General features: G+C 71.7%; 18 protein-coding genes. 8 read left to right on the forward strand and 10 right to left on the reverse strand.

Annotated elements, in window-relative coordinates; genetic code table 11:
* Positions 1–5: 5 nt before the first annotated feature.
* Positions 6–1,214, reverse strand: coding sequence for a cytochrome P450 (locus AB0H93_RS26440; protein ID WP_358575895.1), 1,209 nt, complete (start codon positions 1,212–1,214; stop codon positions 6–8).
* Between the two features lie 139 nt (positions 1,215–1,353).
* Here AB0H93_RS26440 and AB0H93_RS26445 point away from each other — a divergent pair, with 139 nt between their 5' ends.
* A complete protein-coding gene (locus AB0H93_RS26445; RefSeq protein WP_358575896.1) occupies positions 1,354–2,028 on the forward strand; it encodes a helix-turn-helix domain-containing protein in 675 nt (224 codons plus the stop codon).
* A 21-nt stretch (positions 2,029–2,049) separates the two neighbouring features.
* Here AB0H93_RS26445 and AB0H93_RS26450 read toward each other — a convergent pair whose 3' ends face one another.
* The 8 genes from AB0H93_RS26450 to AB0H93_RS26485 all read right to left on the reverse strand — a co-directional run bounded on the left by AB0H93_RS26450 (position 2,050) and on the right by AB0H93_RS26485 (position 10,615).
* Positions 2,050–2,430, reverse strand: a complete 381-nt coding sequence (locus AB0H93_RS26450) for a VOC family protein (protein WP_358575898.1) — start codon at positions 2,428–2,430, stop codon at positions 2,050–2,052.
* 85 nt (positions 2,431–2,515) lie between these two features.
* Positions 2,516–3,856 (reverse strand): solute carrier family 23 protein, encoded by a 1,341-nt coding sequence (locus tag AB0H93_RS26455; RefSeq protein WP_358575900.1) that lies wholly within the window; start codon positions 3,854–3,856, stop codon positions 2,516–2,518.
* Between the two features lie 101 nt (positions 3,857–3,957).
* Positions 3,958–4,956: a TIGR03842 family LLM class F420-dependent oxidoreductase gene (locus tag AB0H93_RS26460; protein ID WP_358575901.1), complete on the reverse strand. Its 999-nt coding sequence runs from the start codon at positions 4,954–4,956 to the stop codon at positions 3,958–3,960.
* Positions 4,957–5,021: 65 nt separating this feature from the next.
* The gene (hydA, locus tag AB0H93_RS26465) at positions 5,022–6,422 is read right to left on the reverse strand and encodes a dihydropyrimidinase (RefSeq protein WP_358575902.1); all 1,401 of its coding nucleotides are present in this window, start codon (positions 6,420–6,422) and stop codon (positions 5,022–5,024) included.
* Entirely contained in the window at positions 6,419–7,717 is a 1,299-nt protein-coding gene (locus AB0H93_RS26470; protein ID WP_358575903.1) for an aspartate aminotransferase family protein, read from the reverse strand. The genes hydA and AB0H93_RS26470 overlap by 4 nt, the downstream gene beginning before the upstream one ends.
* 11 nt (positions 7,718–7,728) lie before the next feature.
* Positions 7,729–8,571: a nitrilase-related carbon-nitrogen hydrolase gene (locus AB0H93_RS26475; RefSeq protein ID WP_358575905.1), complete on the reverse strand. Its 843-nt coding sequence runs from the start codon at positions 8,569–8,571 to the stop codon at positions 7,729–7,731.
* Between the two features lie 265 nt (positions 8,572–8,836).
* Positions 8,837–10,225, reverse strand: a complete 1,389-nt coding sequence (locus AB0H93_RS26480; RefSeq protein ID WP_358575906.1) for an FAD-dependent oxidoreductase — start codon at positions 10,223–10,225, stop codon at positions 8,837–8,839.
* Positions 10,226–10,231: 6 nt separating this feature from the next.
* Positions 10,232–10,615, reverse strand: a complete 384-nt coding sequence (locus AB0H93_RS26485; RefSeq protein ID WP_358575907.1) for a DUF5313 family protein — start codon at positions 10,613–10,615, stop codon at positions 10,232–10,234.
* A gap of 185 nt (positions 10,616–10,800) precedes the next feature.
* Between AB0H93_RS26485 and AB0H93_RS26490 the strand changes: the two genes are divergently transcribed.
* The 4 genes from AB0H93_RS26490 (at position 10,801) to AB0H93_RS26505 (ending at position 13,469) form a co-directional block, all read left to right on the forward strand.
* Positions 10,801–10,959 (forward strand): hypothetical protein, encoded by a 159-nt coding sequence (locus tag AB0H93_RS26490; RefSeq protein WP_358575908.1) that lies wholly within the window; start codon positions 10,801–10,803, stop codon positions 10,957–10,959.
* A gap of 222 nt (positions 10,960–11,181) precedes the next feature.
* Positions 11,182–11,787, forward strand: a complete 606-nt coding sequence (locus tag AB0H93_RS26495) for a hypothetical protein (RefSeq protein WP_358575909.1) — start codon at positions 11,182–11,184, stop codon at positions 11,785–11,787.
* A gap of 50 nt (positions 11,788–11,837) precedes the next feature.
* Positions 11,838–12,638 carry an NAD(P)H-binding protein gene (locus tag AB0H93_RS26500; RefSeq protein ID WP_358575910.1) on the forward strand — a complete coding sequence of 267 codons (801 nt, stop codon included), beginning with the start codon at positions 11,838–11,840 and terminating at the stop codon, positions 12,636–12,638.
* A 66-nt stretch (positions 12,639–12,704) separates the two neighbouring features.
* On the forward strand, positions 12,705–13,469 hold the full coding sequence (locus AB0H93_RS26505; protein WP_358575912.1) for a TetR/AcrR family transcriptional regulator: 765 nt from the start codon (positions 12,705–12,707) through the stop codon (positions 13,467–13,469).
* Positions 13,470–13,696: 227 nt separating this feature from the next.
* Here AB0H93_RS26505 and AB0H93_RS26510 read toward each other — a convergent pair whose 3' ends face one another.
* Positions 13,697–14,044, reverse strand: a complete 348-nt coding sequence (locus tag AB0H93_RS26510; RefSeq protein ID WP_358575914.1) for an SDR family oxidoreductase — start codon at positions 14,042–14,044, stop codon at positions 13,697–13,699.
* Positions 14,045–14,059: 15 nt separating this feature from the next.
* On the opposite strand from AB0H93_RS26510, the gene AB0H93_RS26515 reads away from it, so the two are divergent.
* The 3 genes from AB0H93_RS26515 to AB0H93_RS26525 are packed head-to-tail and all read left to right on the forward strand — an operon-like array spanning position 14,060 to position 17,400.
* Complete coding sequence (locus tag AB0H93_RS26515; RefSeq protein WP_358575915.1) at positions 14,060–14,938, forward strand: MurR/RpiR family transcriptional regulator; 879 nt, start codon at positions 14,060–14,062, stop codon at positions 14,936–14,938.
* Positions 14,939–14,974: 36 nt separating this feature from the next.
* Positions 14,975–15,862 (forward strand): NAD(P)-dependent oxidoreductase, encoded by an 888-nt coding sequence (locus tag AB0H93_RS26520; RefSeq protein ID WP_358575916.1) that lies wholly within the window; start codon positions 14,975–14,977, stop codon positions 15,860–15,862.
* Positions 15,859–17,400 (forward strand): aldehyde dehydrogenase family protein, encoded by a 1,542-nt coding sequence (locus AB0H93_RS26525; RefSeq protein WP_358575918.1) that lies wholly within the window; start codon positions 15,859–15,861, stop codon positions 17,398–17,400. Before AB0H93_RS26520 ends, AB0H93_RS26525 begins: the two co-directional genes overlap by 4 nt.
* The last annotated feature ends 44 nt before the right edge of the window (positions 17,401–17,444 follow it).

The raw sequence follows: 17,444 nt of genomic DNA on the forward strand, positions 1-17,444 counted from the left end.
TCCTCTCACCAGGTCACGGGCATCTCGTAGATCCCGTAGATGTTCGCGTCGGACTTGAACGGGAGGTCGTCCACTGCGACGGCCAGCCGCAGCCCGGGCAACCGCCGGAACAGCGTGTCGAAGACGATCTGCAGCTCCAGCCGCGCCAGGTTCTGCCCCAGGCACTGGTGCGGACCGAAGCCGAACGCGACGTGCCCGCGGGCGTTGCGGGCGAGGTCCAGCTCGTCGGGCCGGTCGAAGGCCTCGGGGTCGCGGTTGGCCGAGCTGCCCAGCGCGACGACGCCCTCGCCCTCCGGGATCAGCACGCCGCCGATCTCGACGTCCTCCATCACGGTGCGCGAGGTCGCCGCCTCGACGATGGTGAAGTAGCGCAGCAGCTCCTCGACGGCGGTCGGGGTCTTGGCCGGGTCGGCGACGATCTCCGCCAGCTGGTCGGGGTTCTCCAGCAGCGCCAGGGTGCCCAGCGAGATCATGTTCGCGGTCGTCTCGTGACCGGCGATCAGCAGCAGGAGCGCCATCCGCACGAGCGCCTCGTGGTCGGCCTCGCCGGCTTCGCGCTGCTTGCGGATCTGCCTGCCGAGCAGGTCGTCGGTGACCTCCTGCTCCTTGGCCGTCACCAGCTCGTCCAGGTACGCCTGGATCTCCTCGACCGCGGCGATGCGCTGCTCGACGGGGGTGGCCTTGCGCAGGATCTTGCTGGTGCGCTCCTGGAAGAAGTCGTGGTCGGCGTAGGGCACGCCCAGCAGCTCGCAGATGACCAGCGACGGCACCGGCAGCGACAGCGCCTGCACCAGGTCGACCGGGCGGGGCGCGGCGAGCATCTCGTCGATGCAGTCGTCGACGATCTGCTGGATGCGCGGTCGCAGCGCCTCGATCCGCCGCACGGTGAACTCGCCGAGCACCGAGCGGCGGGCGGCGGCGTGCTCTTCCCCGTCCATCCCGATCATCGACGGGGCCACGGTGCCGACGGTGGCCCGCTGGCCGACCGAGAGCTGCGGGAATCCAGGGCGGCGCCGGTCAGAGCTCATCCTCGGATCGCCGAGCACCTGGCGGACGTGTTCGTGCCGGGTCACCAGCCAGGCGGTGCCGCCGCCCGCCATCGGCACCTTGGCGATCGGTGCTTCGGCGCGCAGTTCGGCGTACTCGGGTGCGGACGCGAACGGGCAGGTGCGGACTTTCGGGTAGGCCGCCGGGTCAACGGCATGTTCGGACATCGTGACTCCCTGATCACCGAGCGAACAAATGGATGATGCTCTTCCGGTTATAGCGAAGCGGAAGAATTTCGTCCACCTACTTTCGGCCCGGAACATGCGACAATCCGCCCACCCGACGCACAGCACGCGAGTGAGGACCATGACGACCGACGCCACGCCACGGCTGCGGGCCGACGCCCGCCGCAACCGGGACCGGATCATCGCTGCGGCGCGGGCCGTCTTCACCGAGCACGGCACCGAGGTCCCGATGGAGGAGATCGCCCGCGCCGCCGGTGTCGGGATCGGCACCCTGTACCGCCGCTTCCCGGACCGCGAATCGCTGCTCGGCGCCATCGGCCGGGACGCGTTCCAGCAGGTCCTGGACGAGGCCCGGGCGATCGGTGATCGCGAATCCGACCCGTGGCGCGCGCTCTGCGACTTCCTGCTGCGCGCAGCCAACCTGCGCACGGTCGTCCGGTTCTCGATGCTGTCCCAGCGGGCCAGGGCGATCCTGGCCGCCGATCCGGAGGTCGAGCAGGCACGCGAGGAGCTGCTGGAGATCCTCGACGGGATGGTGCGCGCCGCGCAGGCGAACGGTTCGATGCGACCGGACGTCAGCGGCGGCGACCTCGGCATGATCCTTTCGATCGTGCTCCAGGGCGTGCACATCGCCCCGGACGACATCCGCCAGGACGCCTCGGCCCGCTACCTGACGCTGATGCTCGACGGCTTGCAGGCCCGCCCCGGCACGCCGCTGCCCGGCAGGCCGGTGACCATCGCCGACATCGCCCTGGTGCGGCACGGCGCGCCAGCGGCCGACGAGCAGACCGTCTGACCGGCGCGCTCGCCGCCCCGGTCAGCTCGCCAGGTCGTCGGCCTGGAACATGCCGAAGATGTTGCCCTCGGTGTCCCGGCAGTACGCCACCCAGCCCATGCCGGTCAGCGCGGTCCGCGGCATCGCCACCCGGCCGCCCGCGGACTCCACGATCGACAGCATGGCGTCGACGTCCGCCACCTCCATGGTCGTCGCGAACGCCGCGATCGGCGTCTCGTCGGAGGGCTCGGAGCCCTTGCGGGGCAGCAGGCCGCCGTCGATGCCCGGGCCCTCGCCCGTGAAGATCAGCCAGTACTGCTCATCGCCCCACTGCTGGAACCGCCAGCCGAACACGGTCGAGTAGAACTCGCGGGCGCGATCCACGTCTCCCACGTGGATCTCGAAGTGCACGGGACGCAGCATGGCGGCCTCCTCGACGCCGGTCGTCGTCTGCGAACCTACGACCTGCCGGCCGCGGGCGCACTGACGATCAGCGGCGAGGGGCCGGTCACCCCCGGGCGGGCACCAGCCAGCGCAGCACGTGGTAGCCCAGCAGGGTAACGATGGTGCCCAGCGCGATGCCGCTGAGGCTGAACTGCGGCGTGATCTGCAACGACACCCCGCCGATGCCGGCCACCAGCCCGGCGGCCAGCGGCATCAGGTTGACCGGGTCGCCGAAGTCGACGCGGTTCTCCGTCCAGATCTTCGCGCCCAGCAGGCCGATCATGCCGTAGAGCACGACGGTGATGCCGCCGAGCACGCCGCCGGGAGTCGCGGCGATCACCTCGCCGAACTTGGGGCACAACCCGAACAGGATCGCCACGATCGCGGCCACCCAGTAGGCCGCCGTGGAGTACACCCGGGTGGCGGCCATGACGCCGATGTTCTCGGCGTAGGTGGTCGTGGGCGGGCCGCCGACCGCGCTGGAGAGGGTGCTGGCGAAGCCGTCGGCGAAGATCGCCCGCCCGAGGCTGCCGTCCAGCTTGGTGCCGGTCATCTCCTCGACGGCCTTGACGTGGCCGGTGTTCTCCGCGATCAGCGCGATCACCACGGGCAGCACCACGAGGATCGCCGCCGCGTCGAACGACGGCGCGTGCAGCGTCGGCAGGCCGAACCAGCTGGCATCGGCGACGCCGCTGAGGTCGAGCCGGAGGTGCGTGCTGACCGCGCCGCTGGCGTTCGGCGCGGTGATCGGGCCGAAGCCCAGGTCGAACAGCCACGACAGGACGTAGCCGACGACCAGCCCGATCAGCACCGCGATGCGGGACCAGAATCCGCGCAGCAACACGCTGCAGCCGAGCACCACCATCATGGTGATCAGCGCGATCCACTGGTCCTGCGGCCAGTACGACTCGGCGACCACCGGGGCGAGGTTGAAGCCGATCAGCATCACCACCGCGCCGGAGACCGCGGGCGGCAGCACCTTGTGCACCACCTGCGGGCCGACGAAGTGGATGATCACCCCGACCGCGGACAGCACCAGGCCGAGCACCAGGATCGCGCCGGTGACCGTCGAGCTGTCCCCGCCGCCGGCCCGGATCACCGTCACGACGCCCACGAAGGACGCGCTGCTGCCCAGGTAGCTGGGGATCTTGCCCTGCACGATGAGCAGGAACAGGATGGTCGCCACGCCCGAGACCATGATCGCCAGGTTCGGGTCCAGGCCCATCAGCACCGGGAAGACGAAGGTGGCGCCGAACATGGCCACCACGTGCTGGGCGCCGAGCCCGATGGTTCGTCCCCAGGAAAGCCGTTCGTCCGGGGCCACCGCCTCGCCGGGGCGCGGCGTGCTGCCGTCCCCGTGCAGCTTCCAGCCGACGCCCAGCTTCGCGCCGAGTCCCTGCCGCATGGCGCCCCTCCTCGTTCCACCCCGCCGATCGGGGCTGCCACTTTCCGGCGGAACTCTACAAACCCGCGGCCGTGTGATCACCGCCGCAGGTCCGCGAGGCGTCAGGACATGGCCGGGATGACGGCATCACCATAGGCGTCCACAGTGGAGTCGAGCGCGTCGTGCATGGCGTAGATCGCGAACTGGTCGACCCCGGCATCGCGCAGTTCCCGCAGCTTGGCCACGTGCGCCTGGACGGGCCCGAGCAGGCAGAACCGGTCCACGATCTCGTCCGGCACGAACTCGGTGCTCGGGTTGTCGGCGCGGCCGTGGTGCGAGTAGTCGTACCCCTTCCTGCCCCTGATGTAGTCGGTGAGCGCGGTGGGCACGGCCTCCGCGGCGTCGCCGTAGCGGGCGACGAGGTCGGCGACGTGGTTGCCGACCATGCCGCCGAACCAGCGGCACTGCTCGCGGGCGTGGTCGAGGTCGTCGCCGACGTAGGCCGGGGCGGCCACGCACACGGTGATCGACGCCGGGTCGCGGCCGGCATCGCGGGCGGCCTCCCGGACGTGGTCGACCATCCACCGCGTCAGGTACGGGTCGGCGAGCTGCAGGATGAAGCCGTCCGCCTGCCGGCCGGCGAGCTCCAGGGCCTTCGGCCCGTAGGCGCCCATCCAGATCGGCAGCCGGCCGTCGCGCACCCACGGCAGCCGGACCGGGGTTCCGTGCAGCTGCACCTCGCGGCCCTCGGCCAGCTCCTTGATCACGCGCATGGCCTGTTCGAGCGTCGCTAGCGTGGTCGGCCGCCCACCGGTGACCCGCACCGCCGAGTCGCCGCGGCCGATGCCGCACACCGTGCGCGGCCCGAACATGTCGTTGAGCGTGGCGAAGGTCGATGCGGTGACCGTCCAGTCGCGGGTGGCCGGGTTGGTCACCATCGGGCCGACCACGAGCCGTTCGGTGGCGGCCAGGATCTGGCTGTGGATGACGAACGGCTCCTGCCACAGAACGCACGAGTCGAAGGTCCAGCCGTGGCTGAAGCCGAGCCGCTCGGCCCGGCGCATCCGGTCCACCACGGACCACGCGGGCGGATCGGTCTGCAGGACCAGTCCGAATTCCATCTCTCCCCCAAGCGGTTGCTGCGAATGTGGGCTGAGCGGCCGGCGCCGCTTCGAGCGGGCGAAGGTCAGATCAGGTACTGGCAGGTGTCGCGGACCAGGAACCGGCCGCGCCCGGCCCGGCCGGTGTAGGTGCCGTCGTCGACGACGACCTCGCCGCGGGACAGCACCGTGCGGACCCGGCCGGTGATCCGCTTGCCCTCGTAGGCGTTGTAGTCGACGTTCATGTGGTGCGTCTCGGCCGAGAGCACCTGCTCGGCGCGCGGGTCGTAGATCACGATGTCGGCGTCGCCGCCGGGCGCGATCGTGCCCTTGCGCGGGTGCAGGCCGAACATCCGGGCCGGGGTGGTGCAGGCCAGTTCGACCCACCGGCGACGGTCGATGCGCCCCTCCACGACGGCCTGGTGCAGCAGGTCGATGCGGTTCTCCACGCCCGGGATGCCGTTGGGGATCTTGGAGAAGTCGCCGCGGCCGAGCTCCTTCTGGTCCTTGAAGCAGAACGGGCAGTGATCGGTCGACACCACCGAGAGGTCGTTGGTGCGCAACGCCCGCCACAGGTCCGCCTGGTGCTCGGCAGGCCGCAGCGGGGTCGAGCAGACGTACTTCGCGCCCTCGAACTCCGGCCGGGCCAGGTCGTCGACCGTGAGGAACAGGTACTGCGGGCAGGTCTCGCCGAAGACGTTCAGCCCGTTGTCGCGGGCCTGGGTGATCTCGGCGACGGCCTCGGCGGCCGAGACGTGCACGACGTAGAGCGGGGCACCGGCCACTCTGGACAGCTGGATCGCCCGGTGCGTCGCCTCCGCCTCCAGCAGCGGGTGCCGGACCTGCCCGTGGAACCGCGGGTCGGTGCGCCCGGCGGCCAGCGCCTGCTGCACGAGGACGTCGATGGCGATGCCGTTCTCGGCGTGCATCATCGTGAGCGCGCCGTTGCCGGCGGCCTGCTGCATCGCGCGCAGGATCCGCCCGTCATCGCTGTAGAACACGCCGGGATAGGCCATGAACATCTTGAAGCTGGTGATCCCCTCGGCGACCAGCGCGTCCATCTCCTTCAGCGCCTCGTCGCCGACGTCGGAGAGGATCATGTGGAAGCCGTAGTCGATCGCGCACTGCCCGTCGGCCTTGGCGTGCCAGGCGTCCAGACCCTCGCGCGGCGAGCCGCCGACCGGCTGGATCGCGAAGTCGACGATCGTGGTGGTGCCGCCCCACGCGGCGGCCCTGGTGCCGGTCTCGAACGTGTCCGACGCGAACGTCCCGCCGAAGGGCATCTGCATGTGCGTGTGCCCGTCGACGCCGCCCGGGATGACGTAGTGGCCGGACGCGTCGATCACGGTGTCCGCATTGGACACCCATTGCTCGGCGACGGCGGGCGCGGCGATCGCGGCGACCTGCTCGCCGTCGACGAGCACGTCCGCGCGGGTCTCCTCGGTCGCGGTGATCACCAGACCACCGCGGATGATCGTCCTGCTCATGATCGCCCCGCCTTCTCCAGTGCCGCCAGCAGGATCCGGCCGCCCTCGCGCGCCTCGGCCTCGGTGAGGGTCAGCGGCGGCGCGATGCGCAGGACGTTGCCCTCCAAGCCGCCCTTGCCGATGAGCACGCCGCCCCGCCGGGACTCCTCGAGGACCTCGGTGGCGATCTCCGGCGCGGGCGTTCCGTCGGCGTGCGCCAGCTCCACGCCGATCATCAGGCCCTTGCCGCGCACGTCGACGACGGCCGGGATCCGGCCGAGCGCTCCGTCGAGCTGTTCGCGCAGCACGCCGCCGACGCGCGCGGCGTTGCCCTGCAGGTCGTGGGCGAGGAGGTAGTCGAGGTTGGCCAGCGCACCGGCCGCGGTGACGGGGCTGCCGCCGAAGGTGGAGATCGAGTTCGCCCGGACGCTGTTCATGATCTCGGCGCGGGCGATGACGCCGCCGACCGACAGGCCGTTGCCGATGCCCTTGGCGAAGGTGACGATGTCCGGCGCGCCGTTGGCGTCGTGGGCCTGCCAGCCCCAGAAGTGCTCGCCGGTCCTCCCCCACCCGGTCTGCACCTCGTCGCTGATCCACAGGATGCCGTGCCGGTCGAGGACCTCCTTGAAGCGGGCGAACATGCCGTCCGGCGGAGTGGCGAAACCGCCGACGCCCTGGATCGGCTCGGCGATCAGGCAGGCGACGTTGCCGTGCAGCTGCCCGAGCACGTCCTCCAGGTCGGACACGCACGCGGCGGTGAACTCCGCGTCCGGCAGGCTGGCGAAAGGCGTTCCGCGCCGGCGGCTGCCGTGCACGTACGCCGTCTGCACCGGCGACAGGCTGGTCGGCGACCAGCCGCGGTTGCCGGTCACCGCCAGGGCCGAGAACGACCGGCCGTGGTAGCTGTTGCGCAACGCCAGCACCTGGTTGGAGGCGCGGTAGCCGGTGGCCAGCAGCAGCGCGGTGTCGTTGGCCTCGGTGCCGCTGGTCGTGAAGAACACCCGCGGGTCGTCGATGCCCGAGAGCTCCGCGACCCGCTCGGCGAGCTCGATCATCGGCCGGTTCAGGTACAGCGTGGAGGTGTGCAGGATCCGGCCCGCCTGCTCGCCGACCGCCGCGGTCACCTCGGGCAGCGCGTGCGCGGTCATCGTGGTGAGGATGCCGCCGAAGAAGTCCAGGTACCGGTTCCCCTCGGCGTCCCAGACGTGCCGCCCCTCGCCGCGCTCGACGTCGATCGGCTCGTCGTAGTACAGCGCGAGCCAGTCCGGCAGCACCGCGCGGTGCCGCTTGGTCAGCTCTGCGTGAGTACTCGTCATCGTCGCTCCTCTCACGGCTCGGTCAGCAGTCGGTAGGCGTCCGGGCGGCGGTCGCGGTAGAACGCCCACTTCTGCCGGACCTCGTCGATCAGGTCGAAGTCCAGGTCGCGCACCACGAGTTCCTCGTCGGTGCCGCTGGCCGGCTCGCCGACGAACTGCCCGTACGGGTCGACGAAGTAGCTGGTGCCGTAGAAGTCGTTGTCGCCGTACTCCTCGATGCCGACCCGGTTGATCGCCGCGATGAAGTACTCGTTGGCCACCGCCGCGGCGGGTTGTTCGAGCTTCCAGAGGTAGGAGGAGAGCCCGCGGCTGGTCGCCGACGGGTTGTAGACCAGCTGCGCGCCGGCCAGCCCGAGCGCCCGCCAGCCCTCCGGGAAGTGCCGGTCGTAGCAGATGTAGACGCCGATCCGGCCGACGGCGGTGTCGAAGACGGGCCAGCCGAGATTGCCGGGGCGGAAGTAGTACTTCTCCCAGAACCCGGGCAGGTGCGGCAGGTGGTGCTTGCGGTACTTGCCGAGGTAGCTGCCGTCGGCGTCGATCACGGCGGCGGTGTTGTAGTAGAAGCCGGGTCCGTCGACCTCGTAGACCGGCACGACGATGACCATGCGGAGTTCCCGCGCCAGCGCGCACATCCGCTGCGTGGTCGGCCCGTCGGGCACCGCCTCGGCCCAGCGGTAGTGCTCCGCCTCCTGCACCTGGCAGAAGTAGGGGGCGTTGAAGACCTCCTGGAAGCCGATGATCCCGGCGCCCTGCCCGGCCGCGGCGCGGGCGTGCTCCTCGTGCTGGTCGACCATCGAGGCGGTGTCGCCGGTCCACTTCGCCTGGACCAGCGCCGCACGAACGATGTTGGGCATGGTTGCGCTGCACCCCTTCGGTCGGTGGTGCCCTCTAGGACGACGTTCGGAGGGCGACCGTGACGAGCCGGTCGGCCCGTCCATCGAAGGTATGACCAGTGGCCATGACGCGCAATGATCAAGCGATTACGCAGTGTTCCCATTCTGGCGCGGCGAAACCGGGACACGCGCCGCGGCTAGGAGGAACGCCCGCGAAGCGGGCCCGGACCGCGTCCCCGAATTCCCCCGAGAAGGCGAAGCGCCGGTGTGTCGTGCACCAGCCCGGTCAGCTGCCGAGGCCGATGCCGCGGTTGTCGAGGAAGCGCAGCCAGCGGCCGCGCCGTCCGCCGTTCTCGTCGGCCCGGGCGAGGGCGCGGCGGGTGTACTGGACCAGCGGCCAGCGCAGGGGTTCCGGCGGGAACGGGATGGGCCGGTCGCGCACCATGCGCAGCCGGGTGCGTTCGGTGTCCTCGCCCCACAGCAGGTCCAGCGCGGTCTGCGCGCCGAAGCGGGACGCCGCCACGCCCAGGCCCGTGTAGCCGACGGCGTGGGCGACCCCGCGGTCGCAGCCGATGACCGGCGTGAACCGGACCGTGGAGTCGATCGGCCCGCCCCAGCGGTGGGTGAAGCGCAGCCCCTCCAGCTGAGGGAAGGTCCGGAAGAAGTTCCGCGCCAGCGCGCGGTGCGCGGCGTCGTGCCGGGCCAGGGCCGGATCGGTGCGGCCGCCGTAGTAGTACACCGCGTCGTAGCCGCCCCACAGGATCCGGCCGTCCGGTGTCGGGCGGTAGTAGTGGAAGCGGTTGGCGCCGTCGGTGACGCCCTGCCGGTCCCGCCACCCCACCGAGTCCCACCGCGGTGCCGACAGCGGCTCGGTGACCAGGACGTAATCCCAGATCGGGAGCACGTACCGGCGGATCGAGCGCAGCGGCGCGGGAAACGCGTTGGTCGCGAGCACGACGCCGCCGGCCCGCACCGTCCCTTGTGGAGTTTTCAGCCGTACCCCGGCGTCGCAGCGCAGCGCGCGCACGGGGCTGCCCTCGTGGACGCGCACCCCGAGCCGCTGCGCCGCCGCGGCGAGACCCCAGGTCAGCCTCGCCGGGTCGACGAGCCCGCCCGCGTCCGGCAGGCGCACGCCCGCCCGGTAGGTCTGCGAGTTCACGTCCGCGCGAATGCCGCCGGCGCCCAGGAACCGCGCCGCCATCCCGTGCTCGCGGTACAGCTCGGCCTCGTCGCTGAGCTCCTCGACCTCGTGGGGCTCGGTCGCGACGCTCGTCTTGCCGCACAGCCGGAAATCCGCGTCGATCGCCTCGTCCCGCACGAACTCGCCGATCGCTTGGAGGTTCTCCCGCCCCAGGCGCACCAACCGGTCGTTCTCCGCCGGCCAGCAGAAGCGGCCGTGGGCGAGGCCGTGCGTCAGGGATTCCGACACGAAGCCGCCGTTGCGGCCGCTGCCGCCGTGCCCGAGCCGGTGCGCTTCCAGCAACAGCACGTCGAGGTCCGGGCGCCGCCGCTTGGCCAGGATCGCCGCCCACAGCCCGGTGAATCCGCCGCCGACCACGACGAGATCCGCGCGGTCGTCGCCGGGCAGCGGCTCGCGCGGGGCGGGCGCGTCCGCGCGATCCGTCCAGTACACGGCGATTTCGGCGTCGCGCAACGCCGGGTCGAGCTCGTCCATCCGGCGCTAGTCCCACCACGGGCGGTAGCCGACGCCGTGCTTCGCCGCGCGGCTGACGTCTCGGCGCAGTTCCCGGGTTTCGCGCGCGACGCCGGGCGGGAAACCGTGCTTGATCGCCCGGTGCTCGGCGGTCTCGCCCATGTAGCAGACCGAGTAGAACAGCCCGACCAGCAGGCCCAGCAGGATCGAGGTGAGCCGGATCCACAGCGGACCGGGCATCAGCACGAGGAGGCAGAAGGGCGCCAGCTGGGTCAGGGCGCGGGCGAAGTGCCGCAGCACCCAGGTCGAGCAGGTGACGTCGTGCAGCACCCACTCCGCGCACCGGTCCGGCAGCCTGCCGCCGAAGGCGTACCAGACCCACTGCGCCGGATTGGGTCGGTTGGTCGCCATGTTCTCCAGGCTAGTCTTCGCGATTCCGGTCTCCAGCCGTCCATTCGGCCGGATCCGAGGACGCGGCAATCCTAGGCCCGGCCGGGCGCGGCGCCCGCACCGGCCGGAAATGCGTCCCGCGACACACCTGGGGGATACCGGTAACGAAGGCCGCCCCTGATCGATGTTATGGGCAGAAGGGGTGAGTGATCGTGTTCGTCGTCGTTGTCGCCTTGTTGCTCGTGCTTGTCCTGGGTGCCGTCATGTTCACCGACGTGCTGGACCGCAAGGGTTCGCCGAGCCGTGGCCTGAAGAACGCGGTGGCCCAGTTGCGGCGGGACATCCGCCTGCTCGGCCACCGCTGATCGTCCAGAGTGGACTCCGGCCTCGCCTCGCGGCGAGGCCGTTTCCGTTCCCGGCCCCACCGCCCGCGACCCTCCCACCAGCGATGATCTTGCGAATCGCCGGCCAGGGGGGCTGGCCACGCGAGCCGGCGGTGACGTAGGGTGCGACCGGCCGCTATCACTCGTTCGGGTGAAGGCGACGCCGCGAACAGACCAATCGGCCGGACAGGTGGGGTGGCAGAAGTGGGTAATTCGTCGTTGCCGCGAGCCCGCACTCGGGGCCGCCACCGGCGGGTGGAGCCCAAGACGTGGCAGCACGCCACTCCCCCGCGGGTGATCGGCTACGCGGTCGCGGTGTTCCTCACCGTGATCGCGGTCAGCAGCGCCTACCACCGCACCGACGCGCCGCAGGCAGCCCCGGCCCCGCAGCCGGCCGCCGCCCAGCCCGCCGCGCAGCTCCTCGCTCCGCAGGTCACGGCCACGGCGCCGGACCTGGCTCCCGCGACGCCGGAACCGCGGCTGCTCGCCAGCGAAACCCCGGCCCCGGCTCCCGCCAAGACACCGGCCACCGAGCGGCAGACCGAGGAAGCCCCGGAGACGACGAAGGCGCCGAAGCCGACCACCCGGACCTCTGCGCCCGCGGCGACCTCGCAGACGGAGGAGCCGACCCGGACCACGCAGCCGTCCGACGAGCCGGCGCCGACCACGCAGCCGTCCGAGCCGCCGAGCGAGACCGCCCCGCCGTCGCAGTCCGAGCCGCCGAGCAGCTCCGGGCCCGAACGCCCGGGCCTGCTGCCCGCGATCGGCGGGATCGTCGACGGGCTCACCGGTCCGCTGCTGAAGCCGTAGGCGTCGCGACCTCGGCACCCCGGTGGGACAGTTGATCCGGAGGTGCCGAGATGGACACAGTCGCGATCACCGGCGGGACCGGACACCTCGGGCGCGAGCTGGTGCGCCTGCTCAAGCCCGCGCACCGGGTGCGGATCCTGACGCGCCGCCCCGGCACCGATCCCGAGCTGGAGTGGGTGCAGGGCGACCTCGCCACCGGTGAAGGGGTCGCCGAAGCGGTGGCCGGCGCGCACACCGTGGTGCACGCGGCGACGTGTTCCCCCGCCGCCCAGCGCGGTTTCATGCACCCGGTCGACTTCTGGCGCAGCCCGCCCGATGTCGACGTCGACGGCACCAGCCGGTTGCTCGAAGCCGCCGCGGCGGCCCAGGTCCGGCACTTCCTCTACGTCTCCATCGTCGGCGTGGACCGGCCGGCCATGCCCTACCTGCGGCTGAAGCACACCGCCGAGGAGCTCGTCAGCGTCGCCGACGTGCCGTGGTCGATCGCGCGGGCGACCCAGTTCCACTGGCTGCTGGACCGGATGCTCAACCGCGCCGCCCGGCTCCCGGTGCTGCCGCTGCCGGGCGCGCTGCCCACGCAGCCGGTCGACACCCGTGACTTCGCCGAGTACCTGGTCGAATGCATCCGCGATGGCGCCGGGCAGCGGCGCGAGGACTTCGGCGGCCCTCAGGTGCTCACCCTCCGCGATGCGCTGCGCACCTGGCAGCGCGTCCGCGGCAGCGACCGCCGGGTGATCAACGTGCCGGCGCCGCGGCGGCTGCGCCGGATCGCCACCGACATGACCTGCCCCGGCGGTCGCCGCGGCAAGATCAGCTGGGCCGACTGGCTGCAGTCGCACCCCGCGGAGTGACCGCCGCGCGGCAGGCTCCGGCCGCTCTCCTACGATCTGAGGCGTACGGGGTACGGAGAGGGTGCGATGGCGACGGAGTACAGCGGCGGCGGAGATCCCGCACGCAGCCTGGCGCTGCTGTGGCGGACGCAGGACGGGCCGACCAGCGGGCGCAAGGGGCGGTCCGATCTGGGCGTGGGCCGGATCGTGCGGGCGGCGATCGAGATCGCCGACACCGACGGGCTCGCCGCGCTGTCCATGCGCCGGGTCGCCGACCACCTCGGCGTCGGCACCATGTCGCTGTACACCTACGTGCCGGGCAAGGCCGAACTGATCGACGTCATGCTCGACACCGCCTACGGCGAGACCGCCCGCCCCGCGCCCGGCCCCGCCTGGCGAAGCCGGTTGGCTCAGGTGGCGCGGGAGAACTGGGCGATGTACCACCGGCATCCGTGGATGCTGCAGGTCGCGGCCGGGCGCGCCGTGCTGGGGCCGAACGCGATCGCCAAGTACGACTACGAGCTGGGCGCGGTCACGGAGCTCGGGCTCACCGACGTCGAGATGGACTCCCTGCTGAGCCTGGTGCTGGGGCACGCAGAGGCCGCCGCCCGGCGGTCGGTGGAGATGGCGCAGGCCGAGCAGCGCAGTGGGATGAGCGACGAGCAGTGGTGGCAGGCGCACGCCCCGCTGCTCGGGCAGCTGGTCGACCCGCAGCGCTACCCGACGGCCGCCCGGGTCGGCGCCGCCGCGGGCGAGGCCCACGGCTCGGCGCACAACCCGGAGCACGCCTTCGAATTCGGCCTGCAGCGGATCCTCGACGGCATCGAGGCGTTCGTCGCGGACCGCGGCTAGCGGTCAGGCGATCTTGACCAGAAATGGGTGATGGGCGCGGATCGCGCGGCGCATGATCTTGCCGTTCTCGGTCTTCGTGGCGGCGCGCCGAGTCGCTGGCGTCCATGGCAGAGTGTCGGGTTCTCAGGGTGGTCACAGTCCGACCGGAACGCCAAGCAGCCTCGTCAGAGACGCCGCAGGGTCGGCTTCGCCGCGAGGTCCGGTCGGCCGCCCGCAGCGGTGATGCTTCAGACCGCCGTGCAGCCGCCGTCGAGGACCAGCTCGGCGCCGGTGACGTACTTCGACTCGTCCGAGGCCAGGAAGAGCACCCCGTGGGCCACGTCCCGCGGTTCACCTCGGGCGCCGAGCGGGATGGCCGCGAGAGTGCGGGCGTTGCAGGCCCGAGCAACGTCCGATTCATCGCGGCGAACCGATGTCGCCGATCCGGTTTCGATCGATCCCGGGTGGACCGAGTTCCCCCGGATCCCGTGCGCCGTCGATAGCTGCCGACCGGTCGGGCGAGGCAGGGCCTTTCTGCAATCAGAATTGCGATGTACATTGTCGCAACTGCGCTTGCAGAGCGCTCCGCCTCGCACCCGGGAGCAGGGTTCGTGTCCACAGCACAGAACGACGAGATCTTCGGCAACGCCGACGCCCAGTGGCTGGGTGACGTCTTGCCCGACGTACCGCTGTCCAAGGCGCAGTCGCGCGTGGTCGACGTGATCGCCCGCAACCCGCAACTGGCGTCCTACGCGGACATCGCCGAGATCGCGCAGCGGGCCGACGTCAACAACTCCACCGTGGTCCGCGCCGCCCAGACGCTGGGCTACCGGGGCTGGCCGGACCTGCAGCGCGAGCTGCGCGCCCGCTACCTGGTGCTGATCTCCTCCGAAGACACGCTCGTCGAGCACGGTGAGCACCGCAGCCCGCTGCACGACGCCCTGACGCACGACATCGACAACCTGCGCCAGACGCTGGACACCAACACCGCCGCCGACACGGAGGCCGCCATCGCGGCGCTGGCCGCGGCGAAGTCGATCCTCGTGGTCGGCGTCGGCTCCTTCGCCGGGCCGGCCAGCGTCATGGCCCACCTCGGTTCCACCATGGGCTATCCGATCTCCCTGGAGAACCGGGCCGGGGTGCACCTGGCCACCGCCATCAACAGCCTCGGACCGGGCGACGTCCTGGTGGTCATCAACATGTGGCGGTCCATGAAGCAGCTCATAGCCACCACCGAGTCGGCCCGCGCCGCCGGCGCGACGATCATCGCGATCACCGACATGCGCCGAGGCCGGCTGGCCACGACCGTGGCCGACCACCTGCTGATCGTGCCATCGGAAGGCATCTCCTTCTTCCAGTCCGTCACCGCGGCCACCTCGGTCGTCTACGGGCTGCTCGCCGGGATGCAAGCGGCCCAACCGGAGCGCAGCCGCGCCGCGATCCGCCGCACCCAGCAGCTGTGGAAGGACCTGGACATCTACCTCGACTAGGACGAATCGGGCCGCCCTCCGCGAAATGGAGCTCTGATGAACAAGCAAATCGCCGTCGTCGGCCTGGGGTCGATGGGCGGCGCCATGGCCTCCGCTCTGCACCAGGCGGACTGGCGGGTGTCCGGATTCGACCCCTCCCCCGACGCACGTTCAGCTGCGGAAACCGTCGGCATCCGCACCGCGGACGACGTCGGGTCACTGGCCGGAACGCCCTACGTCGTCCTCTCGCTGCCCTCGGCCCGCGCGGTCGAGGCGACGGTCCCCCAGCTGCTGGAGAGCGCGGGCACCATCGCGATCGTCGACACGACGACGTCGGAACCGGCCACCAGCGCCGAGCTCGCCGCCCTCGCCGCCGAACGTGGCACGGCCTTCGTCGACGCACCCGTCTCGGGCGGGCGCGACGGGGCCGCGACGGGCCGGCTGACGGCCTTCGTCGGCGCCACGCCGGAAGCCCTCGACGCAGCCCGACCCGTGCTGGAGGCGCTGACCAGCGGCCAGTACCAGCACCTCGGCGACCCCGGCTCCGGCAACGTCGTCAAGCTGCTCAACAACGTCCTGGCCGCGGCCAACCTGGTGTCCGTCGGTGAGGCCCTTGCCGTCGCGAAGGCCTACGGCGTGGATCCCGCCGTCGCCGCAGCGGGAATCAGCAGCGCCTCCGGTGGCAGCAAGGTCTCCGCCGCGATGTACCCGAACTGGGTGCTGTCCGGCACCCACGACTCGGGCTTCTCCCTCGGGCTGATGGCCCGGGACGCCGCCCTGGCCATCGAGATCGCCGACCAGCGCGGCGAGCAGCCGGGCCTGCTGGCCGCCGCGAGCCAGCGCTGGCAGGACGCCCTCACCCGCCTCGGCCCGAGCGCGGACTTCACCGAGATCGCGCGAACCGTCGCCCCCTCCCTCACCCGTGAAGGATCCCCAGAAGCATGAGCACCGCCCCGACCACTTCTTCGGCCGCCACCGCGCGCCAGGCCTTGGACGCCGCCTTCCCGCGGGGCCTCGGAGCCTTCGTCGACGGCGCCATCGCCACCGGCGGCGGCGATCGCATCACCCTCACCTCCGCCGCCACCGGCGAGGACTACGCCGACTTCAACGATCCCGGTCGGGAAGGTGCCGACGCCGTCCTGACCAGCGCGGTCCGCGGGGCCGCGAAGTGGGCCGCGACGGACGCCTTCGAACGGGCCGGGATCCTGCGCGAGGTCTCACGCACGATCCTGGAGCACGCCGAGGAACTGGCCGTGCTTGAGTCCGCCACCACCGGAAAACCACTCCGGGACACCCGGGGCGAGGCGGCCAAGGTCGCCGAGATGTTCGGCTACTACGCGGGATGGGCCGACAAGCTGATGGGCCGGACCATCCCCGTCCCCGGCAACTGGCACACCTACACCGAACGCGTCCCGTGGGGCGTCGTCGTGGCCATCACCCCGTGGAACGCGCCGCTGTTCACGGCCGGCTGGAACTCGGCGGCACCGCTGGCCGCCGGCAACGCCGTCGTCGTCAAACCCAGCGAGTTCACCCCGGCGTCCACGCTCCGGCTGGCCCAGCTGGCGCACCAGGCCGGTCTGCCGGAAGGCGTCTTCAACGTCGCCGCCGGTCTCGGGGGCACCGTCGGCACCGCCCTCACCAGCGACCCGCGCGTCGGGAAGGTCTCGTTCATCGGCTCGGTCGCCACCGGCCGCCGGGTGGCGGTCGCGGCGGCCCGGGCCGGCATCCCGACCGTCCTCGAACTCGGCGGCAAGAGCGCCAACATCGTCTTCGCCGACGCGGACCTGGACCGCGCGGCCGACGGTGCCATCGCGGCCGTGTTCTCCGGCGCCGGGCAGTCCTGCGTGGCCGGCTCGCGGCTGCTGGTGCAGCGCAGCGTCCACGCCGAGTTCGTCGAGCGCGTTGCGGAGCGGGCGGCGCGATTGCGCCTCGGCGATCCGCTCGACCCCGACACGGAGGTCGGCCCGATCATCACCGCGCCGCAGTTCGCCACCGTGAACTCCCTCATCGAGGCGGGGCTGCAGGACGGCGGCCGCCGGGTCACCGGCGCGGAGCTGCCCGCCGCGTTGACCGGCTCCGCGCTGGCAGCCGGTCACTGGGTCGCGCCTACCCTGCTCGACGGGGTCACACCGGCCAACCGGTTGGAGACCAGCGAGGTGTTCGGTCCGGTGGTCGGCGCCGACGCCTTCGACACCGAGGCGGAAGCGATCGACCGGGCCAACGGCACGAACTTCGGCCTGGCGGGCGCGGTGTGGACCGGCGACGTGTCCCGCGCCCACCACGTGGCACGCTCCGTCAAGGCCGGCACCTTCTGGATCAACTCCTACAAGACGATCCACGTCGCCGTCCCCTTCGGCGGCTTCGGCGATTCCGGCCACGGCCGCTCCTCGGGCCCGGGCGTGCTCGACGAGTACACCCAGACCAAGGCCGTCTGGGTGCCCACCCGCGCCGCAGGCGCACCGTTCCCGTCGCTGAGCTACTAGGGAGGCGAGATGGGACCGACCCAGCAGGAACGACGGTTCATAGT

The organism is Saccharopolyspora sp. NPDC050642 (assembly GCF_040654735.1).
GTDB classification, from domain to species: domain Bacteria; phylum Actinomycetota; class Actinomycetes; order Mycobacteriales; family Pseudonocardiaceae; genus Saccharopolyspora; species Saccharopolyspora elongata.

Bases quoted from the DNA above. Each gene is read 5' to 3' on its own strand.
- AB0H93_RS26485 (WP_358575907.1), bottom strand. From the start codon at position 10,615: ATGGCGACCAACCGACCCAATCCGGCGCAGTGGGTCTGGTACGCCTTC.
- AB0H93_RS26480 (WP_358575906.1), bottom strand. From the start codon at position 10,225: ATGGACGAGCTCGACCCGGCGTTGCGCGACGCCGAAATCGCCGTGTAC.
- hydA (WP_358575902.1), bottom strand. From the start codon at position 6,422: ATGAGCAGGACGATCATCCGCGGTGGTCTGGTGATCACCGCGACCGAG.
- AB0H93_RS26500 (WP_358575910.1), top strand. From the start codon at position 11,838: ATGGACACAGTCGCGATCACCGGCGGGACCGGACACCTCGGGCGCGAG.
- AB0H93_RS26470 (WP_358575903.1), bottom strand. From the start codon at position 7,717: ATGACGAGTACTCACGCAGAGCTGACCAAGCGGCACCGCGCGGTGCTG.
- AB0H93_RS26460 (WP_358575901.1), bottom strand. From the start codon at position 4,956: ATGGAATTCGGACTGGTCCTGCAGACCGATCCGCCCGCGTGGTCCGTG.
- AB0H93_RS26475 (WP_358575905.1), bottom strand. From the start codon at position 8,571: ATGCCCAACATCGTTCGTGCGGCGCTGGTCCAGGCGAAGTGGACCGGC.
- AB0H93_RS26505 (WP_358575912.1), top strand. From the start codon at position 12,705: ATGGCGACGGAGTACAGCGGCGGCGGAGATCCCGCACGCAGCCTGGCG.
- AB0H93_RS26520 (WP_358575916.1), top strand. From the start codon at position 14,975: ATGAACAAGCAAATCGCCGTCGTCGGCCTGGGGTCGATGGGCGGCGCC.
- AB0H93_RS26450 (WP_358575898.1), bottom strand. From the start codon at position 2,430: ATGCTGCGTCCCGTGCACTTCGAGATCCACGTGGGAGACGTGGATCGC.
- AB0H93_RS26525 (WP_358575918.1), top strand. From the start codon at position 15,859: ATGAGCACCGCCCCGACCACTTCTTCGGCCGCCACCGCGCGCCAGGCC.
- AB0H93_RS26445 (WP_358575896.1), top strand. From the start codon at position 1,354: ATGACGACCGACGCCACGCCACGGCTGCGGGCCGACGCCCGCCGCAAC.
- AB0H93_RS26440 (WP_358575895.1), bottom strand. From the start codon at position 1,214: ATGTCCGAACATGCCGTTGACCCGGCGGCCTACCCGAAAGTCCGCACC.
- AB0H93_RS26455 (WP_358575900.1), bottom strand. From the start codon at position 3,856: ATGCGGCAGGGACTCGGCGCGAAGCTGGGCGTCGGCTGGAAGCTGCAC.